Origin of the sequence: Zobellia sp. B3R18 (genome assembly GCF_018860715.1) — a bacterium.
GTDB classification, from domain to species: domain Bacteria; phylum Bacteroidota; class Bacteroidia; order Flavobacteriales; family Flavobacteriaceae; genus Zobellia; species Zobellia russellii.
On the sequence record NZ_JAHKQG010000011.1, the window covers coordinates 911,451 to 930,852 of the forward strand.

Here is a 19,402-nt window from a genome sequence, read left to right on the forward strand (position 1 = left end):
TTGTACCTTCAAATGCAGAACCAAAAATCAAAAATTTGAAGATGCAAAGAAGAAAGTTTATCAAAAATGCAGCAGCGGCCTCTACCGCATTTTCCATTGTACCCAGCTACGTTCTGGGCAAGAATCATGTACCTCCTAGCGACACTCTTTACGTGGGTGCTTTTGGTGTTGGAGGACGTGGTGCCGGAGTTATAAACGGCCTTGACCAAACCGGTAAGGTTAAGTTTGTAACCCTCTGTGATGTAGATGACCGAAGAGCGGCAGAAACCTACGAAAAATACCCAAAAGCAAAAAAATACAAAGACTACCGTAAGGTGTACGACAAGCATCTAAAAGACATAGACGCTATAATGGTAGCTACTCCCGATCATATGCACGCCTCTATTGCTTTGCCTTTTATGCGTGAAAAAAAACATGCCTACGTAGAGAAACCTTTAACCCACAATATTAACGAAGCCAGGTTAATGACCCAAGTAGCCAAAGAGCATGGCATTGTTACCCAAATGGGAAACCAAGGAGCTTCTAGTGATGGTAGCCGTGAGGCAAAAGAATGGATTCAGAGCGGAATCATAGGAAAAGTTTACAAAGTAGATTGTTGGACCAATCGCCCGGTATGGCCACAAGGCGTTCCTGTACCTACCGAAAAACAACCCGTACCAAAAGGCCTTGATTGGGACCTTTGGCTTGGCGTAGCTGCAAAACGTGATTACAATGCGGCATACCTACCTTTTAAATGGCGAGGTTTTTGGGATTTTGGAACAGGTGCCCTAGGAGATATGGGATGCCACATTATGGAAACTCCGTTTAGCGTTTTGGACCTTGGATATCCCACAGAAGCCGAAGCTAGTTGTACCACCAACTGGGTGGGCGATTTTGTAGAAGCGGATTATAGTGAATCTTGCCCTGCTTCCTCTATAGTACGATTAAAATTCAATACTGAGGAACATGGCGATATTGCCCTGAACTGGTACGATGGTGGACTCATGCCAGACCTGCCCGATGAATTGGCAGATGGTGAAACCATTGGTGATGGAGGTGGAGGTTCTGTTTTCTACGGTACCAAAGGTATTCTTGTTACGGATACCTACTCACGTAATGCCCGGTTGCTCCCAAGCAAAAACATGAACTTGTTTAACGCTCCCGCTCCTTATTTAAAGCGAGTGGAAGGTGATGTAGAAGGACACCAAAGAAACTTTGTGGAAGGTTGCTTAAACGGTACAGAAACCTCATCGGACTTCAAAAAATCAGGACCACTAACGGAAGCCGTTCTTATGGGCAACTTGGCCATTAAAGCATTTCAATATAAAAAACTGAAAGAAGGCAAAAAACTAGGGGATTGGGATCCATTTGAGTATCCCGGAAGAAGAAAAATCCTTTGGGACGGTGCCAACATGAAAGTTATCAACTGGGACCTTGCCAACGAATGGGTAAAAGGAAAATACCGCAAAGGCTGGGAATTAAAATAGAAAGCAATAGTAAAGCGCAATAGGGAAAAACATTCCTATTGCGCTTTTTTTATTTTGATTTAGAAAGCGTATCCCGCGGATAGTTGAAATACGTTGTTTTGACTATTTCCTCCTGAATAAGAATCTCCGTTTATATTGGCAATACCCTTATTATACCTAAGGCTAAAAAAGATGTTATGGTTCAATTTGTACGAGGCTCCAATAGCAAAAGCAACGTCTAACTTCTTAAAACGGTCATCATCATCTTCATTTGTGGCTATTAAAAAGCCTACCAATGGACCTGCTTCGGCACTAAGTCCTTCCAAAAAATAATATTTTCCAAGTAAGGGCAGATTTACATAGTCCAACTTCAGGTTATTGTCATTAGTACCATAATCCCAATTTGTGCCTTGCGATGAGTATAACAACTCTGGTTGTACCGCTATTTTATCCGAAATGGAAAATTCCGCCACTCCACCTAAATGAAAGCCCACCTTTGTTCCTAAACTTCCTAAGCCCGAATAGGCACTGCCACCAATTGAAGCTATATTAATGCCCCCTTTTACCCCAAAACCAAAATCTTGGGCCTGAATAGCAGTAATCGATAAAAGCGCGGTTAAAAAGAATACTAGTTTTTTCATAATCTACATGTTTTGTTTAACTGTTTCATCAGTTAGTGTCAAACACATAAAAAGGTTAACATAAAAATATAAAACCCTACATGAATTAATACAGAAAGTCCACTTTGAAAGAACCTATCGGTATTTATAAATACTTTTTACATCTTACATCATTAAGAAAAGCAAATGCCCAAACGAAGATTATCGCTTGGGCATTTGTAGTAAGACCATATTTGGTAATTACTTATTTCTTCGTTGGTAATTCACGGGTTAACCATCCTCTTTTGTTTGCCGTAGCAATGGCATATGGGGTTATCCAGAACAATCCAAATGTAAATAGGATGCTGTACGAATATGCCCAAACCGACTCTTTTAAATCATATCTCTTCGCATAAAAAAGAACTGGGAACGTAGACAACACCAAAATACTCACAAGCGTAGAGCTCAAAAATAAAAGTGGGTGAGTTAAAATAAAGAAGAACATGAAAAACAAGAATGGGTAGCTCATCAATATCTTTATGGATTGGCTAATGAACAACAACCGCGAACCAAATTTTGAACCTTCTCTAAAATTGGTAAAAACGTATTTAGACATTTCAATATTTTCACGAACATTACTTCTACCCCATCTAATGAACATCTTATAAAGACCTTTGTATTTTTCAGGTACATTGGTATAAGCATAAGCGTTTCTTTGGAACAACACGTGGTAACCCTGCTTTAAAATCATGTTGGTCATTGCGCGATCTTCACCAATATCTGAAGGTTGCCCCATAAAAGTTTGATTGATCCATGCATCCAAACAGTTAAAAACAGCCGTTCTACGGTATGCCGCTAAAGCACCGGGAGTACAAAGCACTGAGTTTAATGCACTTTCTGCAGAACGAACAAATTCAAAACTCATTACAAAACTAACATCAAGCATTTTTGGAAGTAATGCTCTTTTATTGTTCAATACACGTATATTTCCTGCAACGGCGCCACAGTCTTTGTTTACCACAAATGGGCTAACCAAATTACGAAGGGTATCCTTATCAACTATAGAATCACTATCTACCGTAACAAAAATTTCGCCAGTACCCTCGTTAAAACCTCTGTAAAGACCATGACGTTTACCCATGTTCTTAGGTTGCTGAAAAATAGTTACACGATCACCTAAAACCTTTTTGGCTTCCTTCATCCAGTGCCATGTATCATCTTTACTACCATCATCTATAGACAACAACTGTAATTTTTCATGAGGAAAATCACTTTCCGCCAAGCTCATTAAAGTATCATATACTTGTTTTCCCTCGTTGTAAGCGGGCACTATAACCGTAACCGTAGGCAGTTCTTCATTAGATACGGAACTTATTGCCTTGTATTTAAAGTACTTGTAGATAACAAAAAGAAAGAATAACGCTTTAAAAACGAACAGCCCAAGTGCCAAATACATAAAACCTTGACCAAAACTGGAGCTTGCACGCTCTATGTTGAACTGATTTAAGTCGCTTCGTAAAACATAGGACATATAGGCTGCCCCTATCATTAAAACAAAGGTGCTTCCCATTACAAAAATGCCCCAAGCATTAGCTGTCTCAATAAAAATCTTGAACTTTTGTAACAAGCTAGTTTTTGAAGTTGTCTTTTCTACTGTATTTTCCATTTTCATAAAATGTATCTCAATGATGTTCTGAGTAGCTTATACGATACCGGATTGCGGTTCGGATTTTTCCTTTACACTATTTTAACACCCCAAGAGATACAGAATATTACAGGTATACTAACAATTTGACCCTTCTAAACTATAATTGATAAAAGCTGCCTATACAATTTATGAATGCTAAGCAATTGAATGGTTTTTAGTGTGATTGTACTAAAAACAAATTTTGTCGTTTTATTAGAATAATTTTAGCTGACCGTCCTTGAATTGCTCATGCAAATCATGATTGAGTGGAGGAAAGGATTTGTCTTTAAAATAAGTGTGACGCGCAAGACGTACCAAATCATGAATTTGGGTGGCTATTTTCCCCTCTCCTCTGCTCCGAACACCAAAACGACTGTCATTTAAAGTACCGCCATGACATTCTTCAATCTGATGCAAAACTTTATCCGCCTTATCGGGTAGGGTTTTATGAATCCAATCCGTAAAAACTTGTCCTATCGCCCCATTAAGTCTGACCACGGTAAAAGCAAAAGATTTGGCACCGTTTTCAGATACCGCTTTCGCCAAATTCATGATTTCGTGACTATTGATACCGGGAATAATGGGAGCGAGCATGGCATTGACCGGAATATTGTTTTGTGACAGAACACGAATGGTTTCCAGGCGTTTTTTAATGGTTGTAGTTCTTGGTTCCAAAACACGCCTTGTATCTTCCGATAATGAGGTAACCGAAACATTCACTCCTATCAATCTATCTTTTGCCAACTCCTTTAAAATATCCAGATCACGGAGTACCAAAGCATTTTTAGTAATGATACCTACGGGGTGCTTGTACTTTAAGAATATTTCCAAACAGGCACGGGTAATTTTAAACTTCTGCTCGGCAGGTTGGTAGCAATCTGTATTCCCAGAAAGCACAATGGTTCTGGCTTCCCACCGTTTACTCTTTATTTTTTCCTCGAGCAGTTTTGGCGCATCCTTCTTTATTAAAATTTTACGTTCAAAATCCAGTCCCGCACTATAGCCCCAAAACTCGTGAGTATTTCGCGCATAGCAGTAAATACAACCATGCTCACAACCTTGGTAAGGATTCATGGAGTACTGCATACCCACATCTGGGCTGGTAACTTTGTTTACAATGGTTTTTGGAAAGATGGGGATGTACTGCGTCTTGTTTCTATCGGCTTCTTCACCCTCTATTCGGCAAAATTCCAGAAAATCATCGCGGGTTTCATAAACGTTCTGTAGAAATTTGTTGTGAACGTTCTGCTGGGCACCACGGCCCTTAATGTAAGACTCATTTTTCAACACTATTGGATTTATTCCAAATTTATGGAATAAATCCAATTACAAATAATTTCAATAACTATTTAACAGTTACCTCAACTAATTGCTTTTTAGTACCCCGCTTAGCGTAAAACAAAAGATGATCGGAAGCCTCATCAATAAACGGCCTTGAAACCATAATAGGCAACCTTACCTCCTTGTCGTCTACAAGTTTTTTATACGATAGATCACCTGACCCGTCTACTTTAATAACAAACATATTTGGGTTTCTGCTAAACCCTTGTTTGAACAAAATTCTTTCTTTACTCATTTTCTGTGGGTTTTCTCCAGAATTGATGAAGAAGTACATGTTTTCTCCCTCACCATATGCGGTATAGGAAGCATACGAAGCATCGCCTTGGGTAACTTCGGCCTTATTGATGTTACGGGCCCATTCCATAGTACCGGAAGCGTTCAGCTTTGCCAATACTATATCATTGTAATGAAAACGGTCTACTTTTTTGGTAGCCCCTGTTCCTATATCTTGTCCTGCAGTTACAAAATACTCTTCGGCACTAAAAAGAATATCTTTGTTTGGGGTTATGTGCACACTCTTAAAAATAAGATTCTTGATTTCTGCATCTACCTCACGCCCAAATTTATCCAACATGAACTGATCAGAAAACGGATTGTATTTCTTTGCTTTAATAGCCAAGGAATTGGCGTCTAGATTAAAATACACCAAGCCATTGTACCTATTATCTTTTCGATCTGCGTAAAAACCAACAGCTTTTAAATCATTACCCAGTAATACGGGTTTTAAAGATTCTGGAAACCTTCCCGCATCAGCAAATTCTTGAGTTTTAAATCCGTTTTGGGTAATCCTGACCAACTCATATTGAAAGCGTCTTTCTTTTACATCAAACCTTCTTTTTTTGAAAAAGGCCTTTCCCATTAAATACAACTCCTTTAAATCTTTTGAGACCTCAATGTTTTCAAAGGCATAGTTCTTTTCCTCAATATTGGCGCTAAAATCATAGTCCAATTGAAGCTTTAAATCCGTGCCATAAAGATAGATGTGATACTTCTCTTTCTTTCCTTCCCTGTGGTGTACAGTTACGGCAAAAGCCGTTCTGTCATCATTAAAATGGGTAGCCGTTGAAAAGCCATTGCCAAAATTGCGGTTGTACTTGTTAACCGCCAATGGATTCAAAACCTCTTTGGAAGGAATGGATAGCAACTTTCTTTCCGTAAAATTGAACTCGTCCAGCGGACTCTGGTGTACCACATAATTGTACGCCTCGTCTTTATGGTCATAAACCAGTTCCAATAAATAAAGTTGACCGTTCTTTACAAAACCATCAACCATATGCCTGCCTGCATATTTATAATTATGGTCAGCTACCAAGTTAAGTTCGGCATCGTATACCTCAATAAAATGACCTTTGGGCCGTAGAGGCATTCCTCCGTAATAGGTACGAACAAGAACCGTCTGTTCTTGGACAGAGCGATCTATGGTCAACACGGTAGAATATTTATACCTATCGGAATAATTCTCTCCAAGCTTATAGTCCACGGGGATTTCTTGGGCATTCGTAAACGTTAGGGCAGCTAAAAACAGTAACGCTGTTAGGCTCTTTCGGGTTCGCATAAGTAGGTTTTAAGCGGACATGCTACTCACCAGGAAAGTTGGCCTTACGCTTTTCCAAAAAAGCAGAGGTACCTTCCTTAAAGTCTTCGGTGCCAAAACAAGCTCCAAAAGCCTTTATTTCTTCGTCATATCCATTACTATTCTTAAAACCCGCATTTACTGCTTTTATTGCATAACTGAGCGCGACCGGAGAGTTATTCGATATCTTGCTTGCCAACTTCTGGCAAAACTCGATCAATTGCTCTTGGGAAACCACATGATTTACCAGTCCATAATTCAATGCGCGATCAACGTCTATCATACCTGCAGTCATAATCAATTCCATAGCTCTGCCCTTGCCTACTAATTGCGGCAAACGTTGGGTACCACCATAACCGGGAATAACCCCAAGCGATACCTCTGGAAGACCCATTCTAGCATTATGGCTCGCTACTCTAAAATGACATGCCATGGCAAGCTCTAGCCCACCGCCAAGTGCAAATCCGTTAACAGCGGCAATTACAGGCTTGGACAGTTGCTCAACAAAATCAAAAAGAATCTTATGTCCTTTGGCGGACAATTTTCCACCTTGCTTTTCGGAAAAATCAGCAAACTCCGAAATATCGGCACCGGCAACAAAAGCTTTTTCCCCACTACCGGTTAAGATAATGACCTTAATTTCTTTATCCGCTTCCAATGCCTTAAGCGCTTCGTGTAGTTCTTGAATGGTTTCACGGTTAAGGGCGTTCAACTTTGTGGGACGGTTAATAGTTACGATTGCCGTAGGCTGATTATCATCCACAAGAACATTATTGAATTTCATATAGCTATTTTTTTTAGTATTCTATTTTTTGTTGGCGTTCATCTACTTTACAAGTGGGAACTTAACGGAGAACACCGTTCCCTTATCCGGTTTTGACGTAAACGTAATAGCTCCTTTGTAGGTTTCCACTATGTTCTTTACCATGCCCAGACCCAATCCCATTCCGCTTGATTTTGTGGTAAACTTGGGCTCAAATATTTTTTCTTTAAAGCCTTCCCCAATACCAATACCGTTATCCGCTACGCAGATTTTAGCAAAATCACCTTCTGTTCCTACCGATACTACAATTCTTGGAGCATCTACTTCCGGAACGGCCTGAATGGCATTCTTTACCAAGTTAGTAACCACACGTATGAGTTGTGTACGATCTAATTTCGTAATAATTTCTTTTTCTTCAGAGATAAAGTGAATGTAATCTTCATTAAAGATATCAAGCGCCAACCTTACGATTTCCACGATGTTCAGGGTTTCGTTCTGCTGGGCGGGCATTTCGGCAAAATTGGAAAACGCAGAAGCAATGCTGCTCATGGTATCAATTTGCTGGATGAGTGTTTTTGAAAACTCGGCTATTTTTATATCGATGTTGGGATCCTGATGGTCAAATTTACGCTCAAAACTTTGAACGGTAAGCCGCATTGGGGTTAGGGGATTCTTGATTTCATGCGCCACCTGCTTTGCCATCTCCCGCCAAGCCTGTTCCCTTTCACTACGCGCCAATTTTACGGCACTGTCTTCAAGTTCGTCGATCATGGCATTGTACGAGGTCACCAGCTTTTCAATTTCCTCACTTGGGTTGTCTATCAATATTTTTTGATTGCTTTTCCTTAAATCTGTCTTGCCCAACATGTCGGAAATGGTCTGAAGCGACCGGGTGATATAAGTAGAAATAAAATAAGCCAAACCAATAGCTATCAACAACATTAGAAAATAAACCCCGCCCAAGCGCATAAGAAACTCCTTAAGCTCCATATTATTGAACGAATCATCTTCGTAATAGGGTAAATTTAAAATACCAATTGGTTTAAATCGCTTATCGTTGATGTACGTATAAGACGCCTTATAATTATCACCAGCCAATGCTTTTTGGTCCACAAAGCGCTTAGTGGGGCTTGTTTCCAACAATCGCAGAATAGACGGACTCAAACAATTTGCGATAGAATCTACCTCAAATTTGGCCCTTGAACTTTTTATAAGCTGCCCTTCTAGGTCATAGATATTAAGCCTCTGATTTTGCACATTGGCAATCTGGTAAATTTCCTCATTAAAAATAAGTCCCAAATTCTCTGTCGTAACAGGGTAGGTTGTCTTTTTTAAAACATACTCTACGCTTTGCTTTACCTGCTCTTCTTTTCGCTCTAAACGTTCGGAGTGGTAATCTTCGGATTGCTCTTTATACTGATACACGGTAACTCCTGCAATTAGAATAGAAGCTATGACTACCAGCAGAATCATAGATAGGAAGATGCGCGACCTTAAGGAAAGTTTTGTAAACAAAAGACTGGAGTTTACACCAAAGGTAGCAAATATCACGCCATTTTTAATACGGCCTACAGCGCATTAAAATAGTTTATGCCTCGGGGTTTTCGGACCTTATACGCTTGTACAATTTAATGCCGAGCATTAATAGAATTCCAAGAACGATAATTCCAACCACACCAAACACCCAATTAAAGGCACTTTTAAGAATCACCAAAAAAACTACAGCGAACAAAATAAGCGTGGCACCCTCATTAAAAATGCGCATAAATTTGGAACTGTAATTAACTTCATCCCGCTGTAATTGCTTAAAAATTTGATGCGTTTTTAAATGATATAGCACCAACAACAAAACAAAAACAAGTTTTACGTGCATCCACGGTTGTTGTAGCCATGCAGGAACTAAAACCAATAACCAAATGGCAAAACCAATGGCGAGAACCGCAGACGGCCAAGTAATGATATACCAGAGGCGCTTTGCCATTAACTGCAACTGTTTGGTAAGTATCTCCCTTTCAGGTGATGCTTTTTCAGAAGCCTCAATATGATAAATAAATAGGCGCGGTATATAGAACAGCCCTGCAAACCATGTAATCACAAAAATAAGGTGTAACGCTTTTATGTATTCGTACAATGGAACAGGCTTTAGAATTGCTGCTCAAAGTTAGGAAAAACCACAAACTCCTTTTACATAACCCAAAATGAATTTTATGATACAATCCTTTACGCCATTAAGCCCTTATATATTTAGAAGAATGTTTAATTTAGGGCAACCCATATTTTAAACGATCATCTTTTGAAAATTTTAAAAAACGAAATGACACCGGAAGATTTCCAGACACTTAGCAGCGCCAAACAAAAGATGGAGCAGATAGGTTGGGCCATGCAAGGTCTTAACAAAATGGGTAATATTATAGAAAGTCGCATTCAACTTTTACCCCAGAAACAACGCAATTGGCTACAGCAAGTAACCTACAAAGTATTGCACACTGTGGTGAAAAGTAATTTAATCTCAATGCGAAAAAAAACCGCTATACCGTCCAACAATCGTTATAAGGCCCTAGTAACCTCATCCGGTGCCATTGGAGGTGCTCTGGGAGCTACGGCATTTGCGGTAGACCTTACTTTGGCAACTAAACTAATGATGCGTTCCATTATGGATATTGCGCGAAGCGAAGGTGAAAATTTAGACACCCTTGATTCGCAATTGGCGTGTTTGCAGGTTTTCGCCCTTGGTGGAAAAAGTAAGCATGATGATAATCTGGACACCGGATACTACGCTACCAGACTTGCTATAGGCTCAGCAGTGAAAGGGGCAAGCGGTATTTCGGGAAAGACCCTCACCACCATATTGAACACCACCGGAAACCCCATTTTACAATTAATTGCCCAAGTAGCTTCAAAATTTAGTGTTCAAGTCTCCGAGAAATTCGTTGCGCAGGCCATCCCAATTGTTGGTGCCGCGGGAGGGGCTACAATCAATCTGGCGTTTATAGACCACTTTCAGAATATGGCGCATGCCCATTTTAGTATTAGACGATTAGAACGAAAATATGGTGCAGCCCTTATAAAGCAGGAATACGAGCAACTTTCCATTACAAAAGCGTAGGGTAAAATCATCATCTTGCTTAATTTCATTACATTTAGCAATAACTCAACTCAAACATTATGAAAACAAGGTTAAAATCCCCCTCAAAAAAACGCTCTTTAGTAGCAGCACTGCTACTCTTTCTATGCACTTCACCTGCACTTCAAGCACAGGAATTTCTTTATGGAGATGAATTGCCCGATGCACCTCAACTTGCCGCCAGAGGCGATTATACCGTTGGCGTGCGCACGCTTCAGCTAACCCATAAGAACCAAGTAGATATTTTAAATTCAAAAGGGGGCACGGACCCTACATATGACAGGCCGCTTACCATAGAGGTTTGGTACCCGTCCGAAGCTCCTATGGAAAAAAATACTACCGTAGTTTATGAAGAAGTAATGGGCACCCGTGGCGATTCTTTACGTCCCTTGGTTCCTTTTACCTTTAAAGGCAGGGCTTATCGCGATGCCGCAACCAAAACAACTACTGGCGGATACCCATTAATCATAGTATCGCACGGGTATGTAGGTTCTAGATATTTAATGACCTATTTAACTGAAAACCTTGCTTCTAAAGGGTATGTAGTGGTTTCAATAGACCATACGGATTCTACTTTTAAAGATGCCAATGCTTTTCAGAGCACCTTGTTGAACAGGGCTAAAGACATCCAATTTGTTGTCAATACGATTGCCGAAAAAGGAAACTCCTCATCAAAAGACCCTCTCGCTGGAATGGTAGATTCAGAGAACATTGGTATCGTTGGCTATTCTATGGGTGGCTATGGTGTTTTAAATGTTGGAGGTGCCGGTTATAGCGATGGTCTTACAGCTTTCTTTGGACAAATGACAGGAGGTAGCACGGCAATCTCAGCTTTAGCGGCCAGTAACGCTGAATATCAAAAACAGATTGACCCCAGAATTAAAGCAGTAGTTGCCTTTGCCCCATGGGGAATGGAACGTGGTGTTTGGGATGCCAACGGGTTGGCAGGGTTGAAAAAACCAACACTCTTTATTGCAGGCGACCAAGATGATATTTCTGGTTACGAAAAAGGTATTAAAGCCATTTATGAGGGCGCTGTTAATGCAGACCGATACTTACTTACCTATAAAAATGCGAGACATAACGTAGCTCCGAACCCTCCACCAGCAGAAGCGCTTCAACCCGGTTTACATATTGACGAATATTACAGATATGCCGAACCTTCATGGGACCAAAGAAAGATCAACAACATCAACCAACATTTTCTAACCGCATTTTTGGGAACCCACTTAAAAGGTGCCGATTATGACGTATACTTGAACATCCCTAAAGAATCCAACGAACAGGATTGGCACGGTTTTAAACCTAGATCTTCAACAGGTATGGAACTATTGCACTCAAAAGCGGCATTAACGAATATGAAGCAGTAATAAAATTGAAATTTAAGGTCAAAGAAGAGATAAAGTTTACGCTTCTTTTGCGACTAAAGTGTTCTTGATTTCTTTTCTCAAGTAGAAACCCGTTACAATAGTGGCCAGCACATCTGCTATGGGAAAGGAAAGCCACACACCCAGTTCGCCTAAGTAATTGGGCAAGATCAATATAAGCGGAATAAAAAAGAAGCCTTGTCTGGACAAGGTTAAAAGTAATGCTGGCACCGCCTTACCAATAGCTTGAAAATAAGCGGCACCTATTAGTTGTAAAGCAATAATAGGGGTTGCAGCAAACACCAACCGCATAGCTAGGGATATATGATCTAGAACATACGCATTAGCGGCCAAATCATGAGCAGATTGCCCTGCCCTATCACTTAAAAACAAAGAGGCTATTTCTTGCGGAACACTCATAAGCCCAATAAAAACAACTGCTGCTAATAAGGACGCATATTTTATGGCGGTATTAATGGACTCTCGTACCCTTTGGTATTTTTTTGCACCATAATTAAATCCCGCAATAGGCAAGAAACCTTGGGTTACCCCAAATACAGGAAACAGCGCAAACATTAACATACGACCGATAATGGCATAAACCGCTACCATAGCCTCTCCACCAAGACCAAAAAGAATGTTGTTCATTAGTAAGTAGACTACACTTGTAGTAGCTTGTCTTGACAAGGTTACAAAACCCAAGGAACCAATTTCTTTAATAATGGGTAAATCAAGCCTAAAACATGCCGGACTAAGTTTTAGTTCCGATTTTTTAGACAGAAAAAAGTAAAAAACATATGCCGCACATAGCACGTATCCAACAGTAGTTGCCCAGGCTGCACCTTCCATGCCCCAATCAAAAACATAAATGAATATATAGTCCATAAGAAGGTTCCCTACGGAGGGTATAATCATGGCTATCATCGCAAATTTAGGCTTTCCCTCAGCCCTAATTACGGTATTACCCATCATACAAAGGGCCAAAAACGGCACTCCGTACAGTACAATGGTGTAGTAAATCTTTGCAGGTTCAAAAATGGTTCCCTTGCCACCAAAAGCAGGTATAAGTACATCTATGTAATAAAGCCCCAAAGCAACCATTACGGTGGTAATCAAAAGGGTTAAGGTAATTTGATTACCAAAAGTCTTTATAGCCTTTTCGTAATTATCCGCCCCAAGAGCCCTTGAAATAATACTGGACCCTCCAATACCTATAGCCATTCCTAAAGCTCCAATAAAAAAGGATACCGGAAGTACTACATTGATTGCGGCTATGGCAATAGAGCCTATCCAATTACCAACAAAAATGGAATCTACCAGTACGTTAAGTGACATCACCAAAATACCAATAGAGGCAGGCAAGGCCTGTTTTACCAAAAGCTTACCAATTGGTTCCGACCCTAACTGTTCCGATGATACTTTAGCCATTTTATATCAGTTATCTACTTCATACAAGAGGCTGGTAGAAATCTATGCCGGTAATGCACCCGTTTCTTGCCAATCCTTTACCCATTTTGCTACTACACTTACCCAAGAATCACTTTCATTTAAACAGGGTATGTGCTTATACCCCTTACCACCTGCTTCCTGAAATTGGTGTTGCCCTTCCATGGCTATCTCTTCTAAGGTCTCCAAACAATCGGCAACAAAGGCCGGTGTAATAACAGCAAGATTTTTTATTCCCTCTTTAGGAAAACGTTCAAATTCAAAATCGGTGTAAGGCTTTAACCAAGGATCGTTAGGTAGCCGTGATTGAAACGAGTTACTGACCTTCTCCGCCGGCAGGTTTAAATACGCCTTTACAGATTCTGTAGTGTCAAAACACTGGTGGCGATAGCAAGTATGATGGGCCACAGAATTGGTCTGACAACATGTACCATCTATTTTACAGTGAAAATTGGTCGGGTCGGATTTCCGTATGTGCCTTTCGGGAATGCCATGGTACGAAAACAAAATATGGTCATAATCAAAGCCTTCCAAACTTTCCGAAATTCGCTCCGAAAGAACACGTATATACTCTGGATTTTTATAAAAAGGAGGAAGGGTGGTAATTTTCATTTTAGGAAACAACCGCTCTTGCTCTTCCATTACTTTTACCACAACGGTTTCATAAGAAGACATAGCATAATGGGGGTACATGGGCACCAAAAGTACCTCATCCACACCTTTACCGTTCAATTCTTGCAAAGCGTTCTTTATGGTCATACTACCATACCGCATACCCAATGCTATGGGCATGTCCGACTGCTCTTTTAACTTTTTCGTAAACCTTTCCGAAATTACAATCAGTGGAGAACCTTCTTCCCACCAAATTTTAGAATATGCTTCAGCAGATTTTTTAGGTCGGGTCTGAAGAATAATACCGCGAACTATGATGTTCCGTAGCCAGTTGGGCACGTCTATCACTCGTTCATCCATTAAAAACTCATCTAGGTACGGTTTCACATCCTTTGGTGTTGGACTGTCCGGAGAACCCAAATTGACCAATAAAACTCCTTTCATAGCGTAGCAATATTTTTCTTGGTTTAAAAATGTTTATTCATCTTAAATCACAGTGACTCTTTAAGGTAATATAACTATCTTCAAGTGCCCGTTTTGAACAGGTCAAACCAATAATTTTGACAAAAATACACCTTGAAACGTATCTAGAGCGAATGTTATTAAAATACTTTTTGATGCTACTATAGATTACATCAATTATATGACCGATTAAGATATGTTGATGGGAAAAAACAGAGTATAATTACCCTCTTTAATGATTTGCTATGCTGAATAACTTTTTCAACACCAACTATCAATCTCTTTTATGGCTCTTAGGAACATTTATAGTTTTGCTGATTGCCTATTTTATGGTGCTACAAGTCCTTAGAAAATTAGGCAAAAATCCTAAGTATCTTATTCCGTCTTCTACCGTAAAAACGGTTAGCACACCTATTTTTCTTATACTGGTTTCCATTTTGTTACGAATGGCCTCCTTAAGGCAGATACTAGGACTATCACATCTAGAATTCTACTTTAGAAAAACGAGTACCCTGCTTTTCATTTTTGCATTTACCTGGTTGACTATAAAAGCAATTAAAATTGTTAAACAGCATGTCATGCACACCTATGACATGAACACTTCCGATAATCTTAGGGCCCGTAAGGTAGCTACGCAATTCAATATTCTGGAACGCATTGTAATTTTTATCATAATCATCCTGGCCGTGGGTATTGCCCTTATGAGTTTTGACGGCATAAGGGAAATAGGGGTCAGTATTTTTGCCTCTGCAGGAGTCGCGGGAATTATCATTGGGTTTTCTGCCCAGAAAATGATAGGAACCATTTTGGCGGGAATACAAATTGCCTTGGCGCAACCTATAAAATTAGACGATGTTGTGGTAGTTGAAGGTGAGTGGGGGCGCATTGAAGAAATTATGCTTACCTACGTGGTGGTGAAGATTTGGGATAAAAGACGGTTGATATTGCCCACCACCTACTTTATTGAAAAACCATTTCAAAACTGGACAAAATCCTCTGCTGATATTTTAGGCACCGTCTTTTTGTATACGGATTATTCCGTACCGTTTGAGGCCTTACGAAAAGAACTCACCCGTATTCTAAAAAACACGGACCTGTGGGACGGAGAAGTAAATAATATTCAAGTAACGGATTCAAAAGCCAACCACATAGAAATCCGGGCACTGATGAGCGCCGTAGATTCGTCTACCGCATGGGACTTACGTGTGCATGTACGTGAAAAATTAATTACATTTTTACAGGAGAATTATCCTGAAAGTCTACCCCGCACCCGACTACGTTTAGAAAATATAGAAGCTCCAGAAAATACAACTAGGGAATAGCCGTTATACCATAAAACCAATTGTTTATTTTAACGGTTTATAGGGATATACTGCAGCAAGCTCTTTTCTAATTTTGTGAAAAGCGCTCGTTTCCGGGCACATGAACCCCTATACCAAAAAAGCATTTATGCGACTTGTATCAGTTTTTCTTTTGCTTATTTCTCTTTCGGTAACGGCCCAAGAAAAAAATAGTCTTCTCTGGGAAATTTCGGGAAACGGCTTAGAGAAATCATCTTACCTGTATGGCACTATGCACGTGAGCAAAAAAATTGCTTTTAGGTTAGACGATGTTTTTTTTGATGCGTTAGATCAAAGTGACATGGTTGCCCTAGAATCCGATCCCGGACTTTGGCTGGAAAAAGAAAATCTCATGGGCTCTAGTCCCTATGGTGAAGAAGCCGGTTTTGTTACTAAAGGTTTTTACGCTAGGTCTTTTAAGGTAGATAATCCGCGTAAAGAAGTTCTGGGGGCATATCTAGCCTATGAGGATCGCATTGTAAACAACATTCTGTACCGCACCAATGAATACTCCCAAAATTTTGAGGAGGAAACCTATCTTGATATGTTCATATATCAGGCAGGAAAAAAATTCAACAAACCCATCATTGCCTTAGAAGATATGGAGGAGTCCGCTGCTCTTGTGGGGAGGGCCAGTCTAAACGCCATTAAACAAAAACCGGACGAGTGGCTGCAAAAAAAAATGCAGCAGTCAGACCCAATGTTCTTGCTTCAAGATGCCTATAGAGAAAGGAACATAGCCTTATTGGACTCTATTGACCGAGCTATGTACACGCCCTATTACATGAAAAATATGCTGTACATACGCAATGCCAATATGGTAGATCGGATGGATTCCATCATGCGAAAGGGAAAGGTCTTTTCGGGTATTGGCGCAGCGCATTTACCAGGGGAGCAAGGTGTTATTTCGCTCTTAAGAAAAAAGGGATATACCGTAAGACCATTACTTTCCAAAGCCACATCAAAGGGAAGAAAACTAAAATTGAAGTTCGAGCAAAAGAAACGCGAAAACGAATATCATAGCTATGGCCCGGAAGACAATTTTTTCACTATTGACCTTCCCAACAAATTATATCCAGTTTCTGATATAGGGAAAACCACATATGTTTCCCCGGACCTTGCCAACGGCAGTTTTGTGGTCATTAATCGCATACCTACTTATTCGCATCTTAAGAAAGACAACGTATTTACCTTAGAAGAAATAGACAAATTGCTTTTTGAGAACATCCCGGGAAAAATAGTAGATAAAAAGCCCATTACCAATGGCCAATTTTCAGGGTTGGACATTAGAAATAAGCTTAAGAACGGTGACCACCAACGGTACCAAATTTTTGAAACCCCTTTAGAATTGGTTATCATAAAAATGGGTGGAGAAGGAGATTACGTTACCTCATTTTCAGATTCTATTTTTAATAGCCTAAAGTTCAGGAACGATTCTCTGCGTAGACCAACAACGGTTTCCTCAGTATACAAGGATTTTGAGGTCCAAATGCCATCCCTATACAGCTTTACCAACCGCAGTAGAAATGGCAATCGTTGGATAGAAGGTTATGACTCTATTACCGATAATTATTACTTTCTCCGTAAATCGGTTTTAAATGATTTTAATTTTATTGAGGTCGATACTTTTGAACTCAAGCAGATACAAAAACGTTTTTATCAGGATTTAAAACTAAAACCTGAATACGGTTCTTTTGAGGGAAGAAGACTTACCTCATCGGCACCAATGAATGCCAAGACCCAAAAGCGACTATACCTAATGACCACTTTGCGAAAAGGGGAATATTACCTTTTGGGTATGGTAGGGAAAAATGAAAAAGAGGCTGCAAAATTCTTTGATTCCTTCAAACTAAAAAATAGTGAAGCTCAGAAACCCTACGAAACCGTGGTAGACACCGCCCTGTTCTTTACCACAAAGAGTACTGTTAAACCTCCCAAATTCGTAGAAAGCAGCACCAACTATTATCATGGCGCTCCCAAAACAAAATCCTACGACGCCTTTCACAAGAAAACCATCTATAGGAATGAAAATGGCGAAGCGGTATCCGTAGAACTGAACAAATCACATGATTTTTTAATGTTCAGAAATTTAGATTCGGCTTGGGGCCTACGTAAAAAACTATACGCACATAAAAAATACAATATAATAAAAGAGGAAAAAAAAGCCTCTCCCAAGGGATACCATGAACTACAGATGATACTTGCCGATACGGCCAGTACAAGAGGTATTCTAGTAAAAAATATTTTGAAAGATGGACTTCTGTACGAACTAAAGGCCGTAGTGGACACAATTGAAAAGCCCAGCGTATTCATAAATGAATTCTTCAATAATTTTGTGCCCAATGATACTACAATAGGTCGTGACCTCTTTGAGGACAAAGCACTTGAGTTTTTTAAGGCATTGAGCGCCAACGACAGTATTGCGCTTGACGGATACCGATTTATAAAGTTTGAAACCAAGCACGCCAACGCACTAAAAAAGCACATTTCGGAATTTGACCTAGTCAATGGAGAAAGACAGATCCAACTGCATCTAATTCGGAAATTAGCAGATTTAAAAGACGTAGACCTCACCGAATTCTATAGAAGTTTTTACACCAAATCCTATAACAATTCTACGGCACAAGCAGTTTTGCTCCAAGAAATTGCAAAAAAATCCAACGAAAGTTCCACCAAGTTGTTATTGGAATTAATGGAAACTGATTTACCCCTGTTATCAAACACGTTCAACATTAGCCTTATTTTTAAACCGTATCGGGAAAATTTGCAATTGGCCAAAAAGCTATACCCAGAACTATTAAATTATAGTTCCATACCAGAATATAAAGAACCTATATTTTCGTTACTATCTAAATTACTAACGAGCAACACCATAAAATCCAAACTGTACAAAAAGTACAGAACCCAAATTTTAAATGATGCCAAGACCCTCATTAAAAGACAACTTGGCAAAGATTTGGCCAACTCACATAATGACTTTTACAACCCAAGAACCAGCAAGACCAACACAACGTTGTTAGAAAACTACGTTACATTGCTCTACCCCTTTCGTTCGGACAAACAGGTATCGCACTTTTTTACCCAAATTTCGCAGGTTGAAGACCCTGGTGTTCAGGCTACTTACTTTGCACAATTATTACAAAACGGAGTACAAGTATCGCAAAAACAGTTAACGGATTTAGCCGCTGACCTTAACGGAAGGTTGCCCCTATTCAACAAACTAAAAGAGGTAAATATGTTAGGCCATTTTCCATCTACTTATAAATCACAACAACATTTGGCAGAAGCACTTCTCTTTGAGGGTTCAACCTATAACCGCATTAAAGACTCTGTTGCTTTTGTCGCCCAAAAATCCTTCTCGTTCCAAGAAAAACAATATACCGGGTATTTTTTCAAAAAGCGCGACAATGAGGATTACGACAAGAATTTCTCTATGTACCTACTGATGTTTGAAAACGAAAACGGACTCCAAACCAAGCCTTTCTACGAAAGTGATGCCATGCGTATTGAAGATACGGATAGGGACAAAGATGTAATAGAATACCTCTCCGAAGCCTTTGAACTTAAGGACAGAAGGCGCGCAGATATTTACAGACCTCATGGGTATGGCATGTTTGGCCATCATGGGCTATAAATTTGTATT

At 39.8% G+C, this 19,402-nt stretch carries 14 protein-coding genes; 5 read left to right on the top strand and 9 right to left on the bottom strand.

The annotated features are described in order from the left end of the window. The first annotated feature begins 41 nt into the window (after window positions 1-41). Window positions 42-1,466 carry a Gfo/Idh/MocA family protein gene (locus tag KO513_RS10365; RefSeq protein ID WP_215913324.1) on the top strand — a complete coding sequence of 475 codons (1,425 nt, stop codon included), beginning with the start codon at window positions 42-44 and terminating at the stop codon, window positions 1,464-1,466. A 59-nt stretch (window positions 1,467-1,525) separates the two neighbouring features. Here KO513_RS10365 and KO513_RS10370 read toward each other — a convergent pair whose 3' ends face one another. From KO513_RS10370 to KO513_RS10400, 7 genes are all read right to left on the bottom strand, one after another. Beyond that, a complete protein-coding gene (locus KO513_RS10370) occupies window positions 1,526-2,086 on the bottom strand; it encodes a porin family protein (protein WP_215913325.1) in 561 nt (186 codons plus the stop codon). A 223-nt stretch (window positions 2,087-2,309) separates the two neighbouring features. Then, window positions 2,310-3,716 (bottom strand): glycosyltransferase, encoded by a 1,407-nt coding sequence (locus KO513_RS10375; RefSeq protein WP_215913326.1) that lies wholly within the window; start codon window positions 3,714-3,716, stop codon window positions 2,310-2,312. A 228-nt stretch (window positions 3,717-3,944) separates the two neighbouring features. After that, the gene (locus KO513_RS10380; RefSeq protein WP_371735591.1) at window positions 3,945-5,057 is read right to left on the bottom strand and encodes a PA0069 family radical SAM protein; all 1,113 of its coding nucleotides are present in this window, start codon (window positions 5,055-5,057) and stop codon (window positions 3,945-3,947) included. A gap of 19 nt (window positions 5,058-5,076) precedes the next feature. Beyond that, the gene (locus KO513_RS10385) at window positions 5,077-6,627 is read right to left on the bottom strand and encodes a hypothetical protein (RefSeq protein WP_215913327.1); all 1,551 of its coding nucleotides are present in this window, start codon (window positions 6,625-6,627) and stop codon (window positions 5,077-5,079) included. 22 nt (window positions 6,628-6,649) lie between these two features. Then, window positions 6,650-7,429 carry an enoyl-CoA hydratase/isomerase family protein gene (locus tag KO513_RS10390; protein WP_215436424.1) on the bottom strand — a complete coding sequence of 260 codons (780 nt, stop codon included), beginning with the start codon at window positions 7,427-7,429 and terminating at the stop codon, window positions 6,650-6,652. A 42-nt stretch (window positions 7,430-7,471) separates the two neighbouring features. Further along, window positions 7,472-8,881, bottom strand: a complete 1,410-nt coding sequence (locus KO513_RS10395; protein WP_215438187.1) for a sensor histidine kinase — start codon at window positions 8,879-8,881, stop codon at window positions 7,472-7,474. A gap of 115 nt (window positions 8,882-8,996) precedes the next feature. Then, a complete protein-coding gene (locus KO513_RS10400; RefSeq protein ID WP_246560161.1) occupies window positions 8,997-9,539 on the bottom strand; it encodes a CopD family protein in 543 nt (180 codons plus the stop codon). Between the two features lie 162 nt (window positions 9,540-9,701). On the opposite strand from KO513_RS10400, the gene KO513_RS10405 reads away from it, so the two are divergent. Both KO513_RS10405 and KO513_RS10410 read left to right on the top strand, forming a co-directional pair. After that, window positions 9,702-10,514: an EcsC family protein gene (locus tag KO513_RS10405; RefSeq protein ID WP_252735751.1), complete on the top strand. Its 813-nt coding sequence runs from the start codon at window positions 9,702-9,704 to the stop codon at window positions 10,512-10,514. A gap of 59 nt (window positions 10,515-10,573) precedes the next feature. Next, complete coding sequence (locus tag KO513_RS10410; RefSeq protein WP_215913328.1) at window positions 10,574-11,902, top strand: alpha/beta hydrolase family protein; 1,329 nt, start codon at window positions 10,574-10,576, stop codon at window positions 11,900-11,902. Window positions 11,903-11,938: 36 nt separating this feature from the next. Here KO513_RS10410 and KO513_RS10415 read toward each other — a convergent pair whose 3' ends face one another. Together KO513_RS10415 and hemH are read right to left on the bottom strand one after the other, a co-directional pair. Continuing rightward, entirely contained in the window at window positions 11,939-13,327 is a 1,389-nt protein-coding gene (locus KO513_RS10415) for an MATE family efflux transporter (protein WP_215913329.1), read from the bottom strand. Between the two features lie 42 nt (window positions 13,328-13,369). Beyond that, entirely contained in the window at window positions 13,370-14,401 is a 1,032-nt protein-coding gene (hemH, locus tag KO513_RS10420; protein WP_215913330.1) for a ferrochelatase, read from the bottom strand. Window positions 14,402-14,664: 263 nt separating this feature from the next. Here hemH and KO513_RS10425 point away from each other — a divergent pair, with 263 nt between their 5' ends. Together KO513_RS10425 and KO513_RS10430 are read left to right on the top strand one after the other, a co-directional pair. Beyond that, window positions 14,665-15,741: a mechanosensitive ion channel family protein gene (locus tag KO513_RS10425; protein WP_215913331.1), complete on the top strand. Its 1,077-nt coding sequence runs from the start codon at window positions 14,665-14,667 to the stop codon at window positions 15,739-15,741. A gap of 127 nt (window positions 15,742-15,868) precedes the next feature. Then, complete coding sequence (locus KO513_RS10430; protein WP_215913332.1) at window positions 15,869-19,393, top strand: TraB/GumN family protein; 3,525 nt, start codon at window positions 15,869-15,871, stop codon at window positions 19,391-19,393. Window positions 19,394-19,402: the final 9 nt, after the last annotated feature.

What these genes read in the sequence shown, in the direction of transcription:
- KO513_RS10365 (WP_215913324.1), top strand. Translation starts at nt 42, where the DNA reads ATGCAAAGAAGAAAGTTTATCAAAAATGCAGCAGCGGCCTCTACCGCA.
- KO513_RS10370 (WP_215913325.1), bottom strand. Translation starts at nt 2,086, where the DNA reads ATGAAAAAACTAGTATTCTTTTTAACCGCGCTTTTATCGATTACTGCT.
- KO513_RS10375 (WP_215913326.1), bottom strand. Translation starts at nt 3,716, where the DNA reads ATGAAAATGGAAAATACAGTAGAAAAGACAACTTCAAAAACTAGCTTG.
- KO513_RS10385 (WP_215913327.1), bottom strand. Translation starts at nt 6,627, where the DNA reads ATGCGAACCCGAAAGAGCCTAACAGCGTTACTGTTTTTAGCTGCCCTA.
- KO513_RS10390 (WP_215436424.1), bottom strand. Translation starts at nt 7,429, where the DNA reads ATGAAATTCAATAATGTTCTTGTGGATGATAATCAGCCTACGGCAATC.
- KO513_RS10395 (WP_215438187.1), bottom strand. Translation starts at nt 8,881, where the DNA reads ATGATTCTGCTGGTAGTCATAGCTTCTATTCTAATTGCAGGAGTTACC.
- KO513_RS10410 (WP_215913328.1), top strand. Translation starts at nt 10,574, where the DNA reads ATGAAAACAAGGTTAAAATCCCCCTCAAAAAAACGCTCTTTAGTAGCA.
- KO513_RS10415 (WP_215913329.1), bottom strand. Translation starts at nt 13,327, where the DNA reads ATGGCTAAAGTATCATCGGAACAGTTAGGGTCGGAACCAATTGGTAAG.
- hemH (WP_215913330.1), bottom strand. Translation starts at nt 14,401, where the DNA reads ATGAAAGGAGTTTTATTGGTCAATTTGGGTTCTCCGGACAGTCCAACA.
- KO513_RS10425 (WP_215913331.1), top strand. Translation starts at nt 14,665, where the DNA reads ATGCTGAATAACTTTTTCAACACCAACTATCAATCTCTTTTATGGCTC.
- KO513_RS10430 (WP_215913332.1), top strand. Translation starts at nt 15,869, where the DNA reads ATGCGACTTGTATCAGTTTTTCTTTTGCTTATTTCTCTTTCGGTAACG.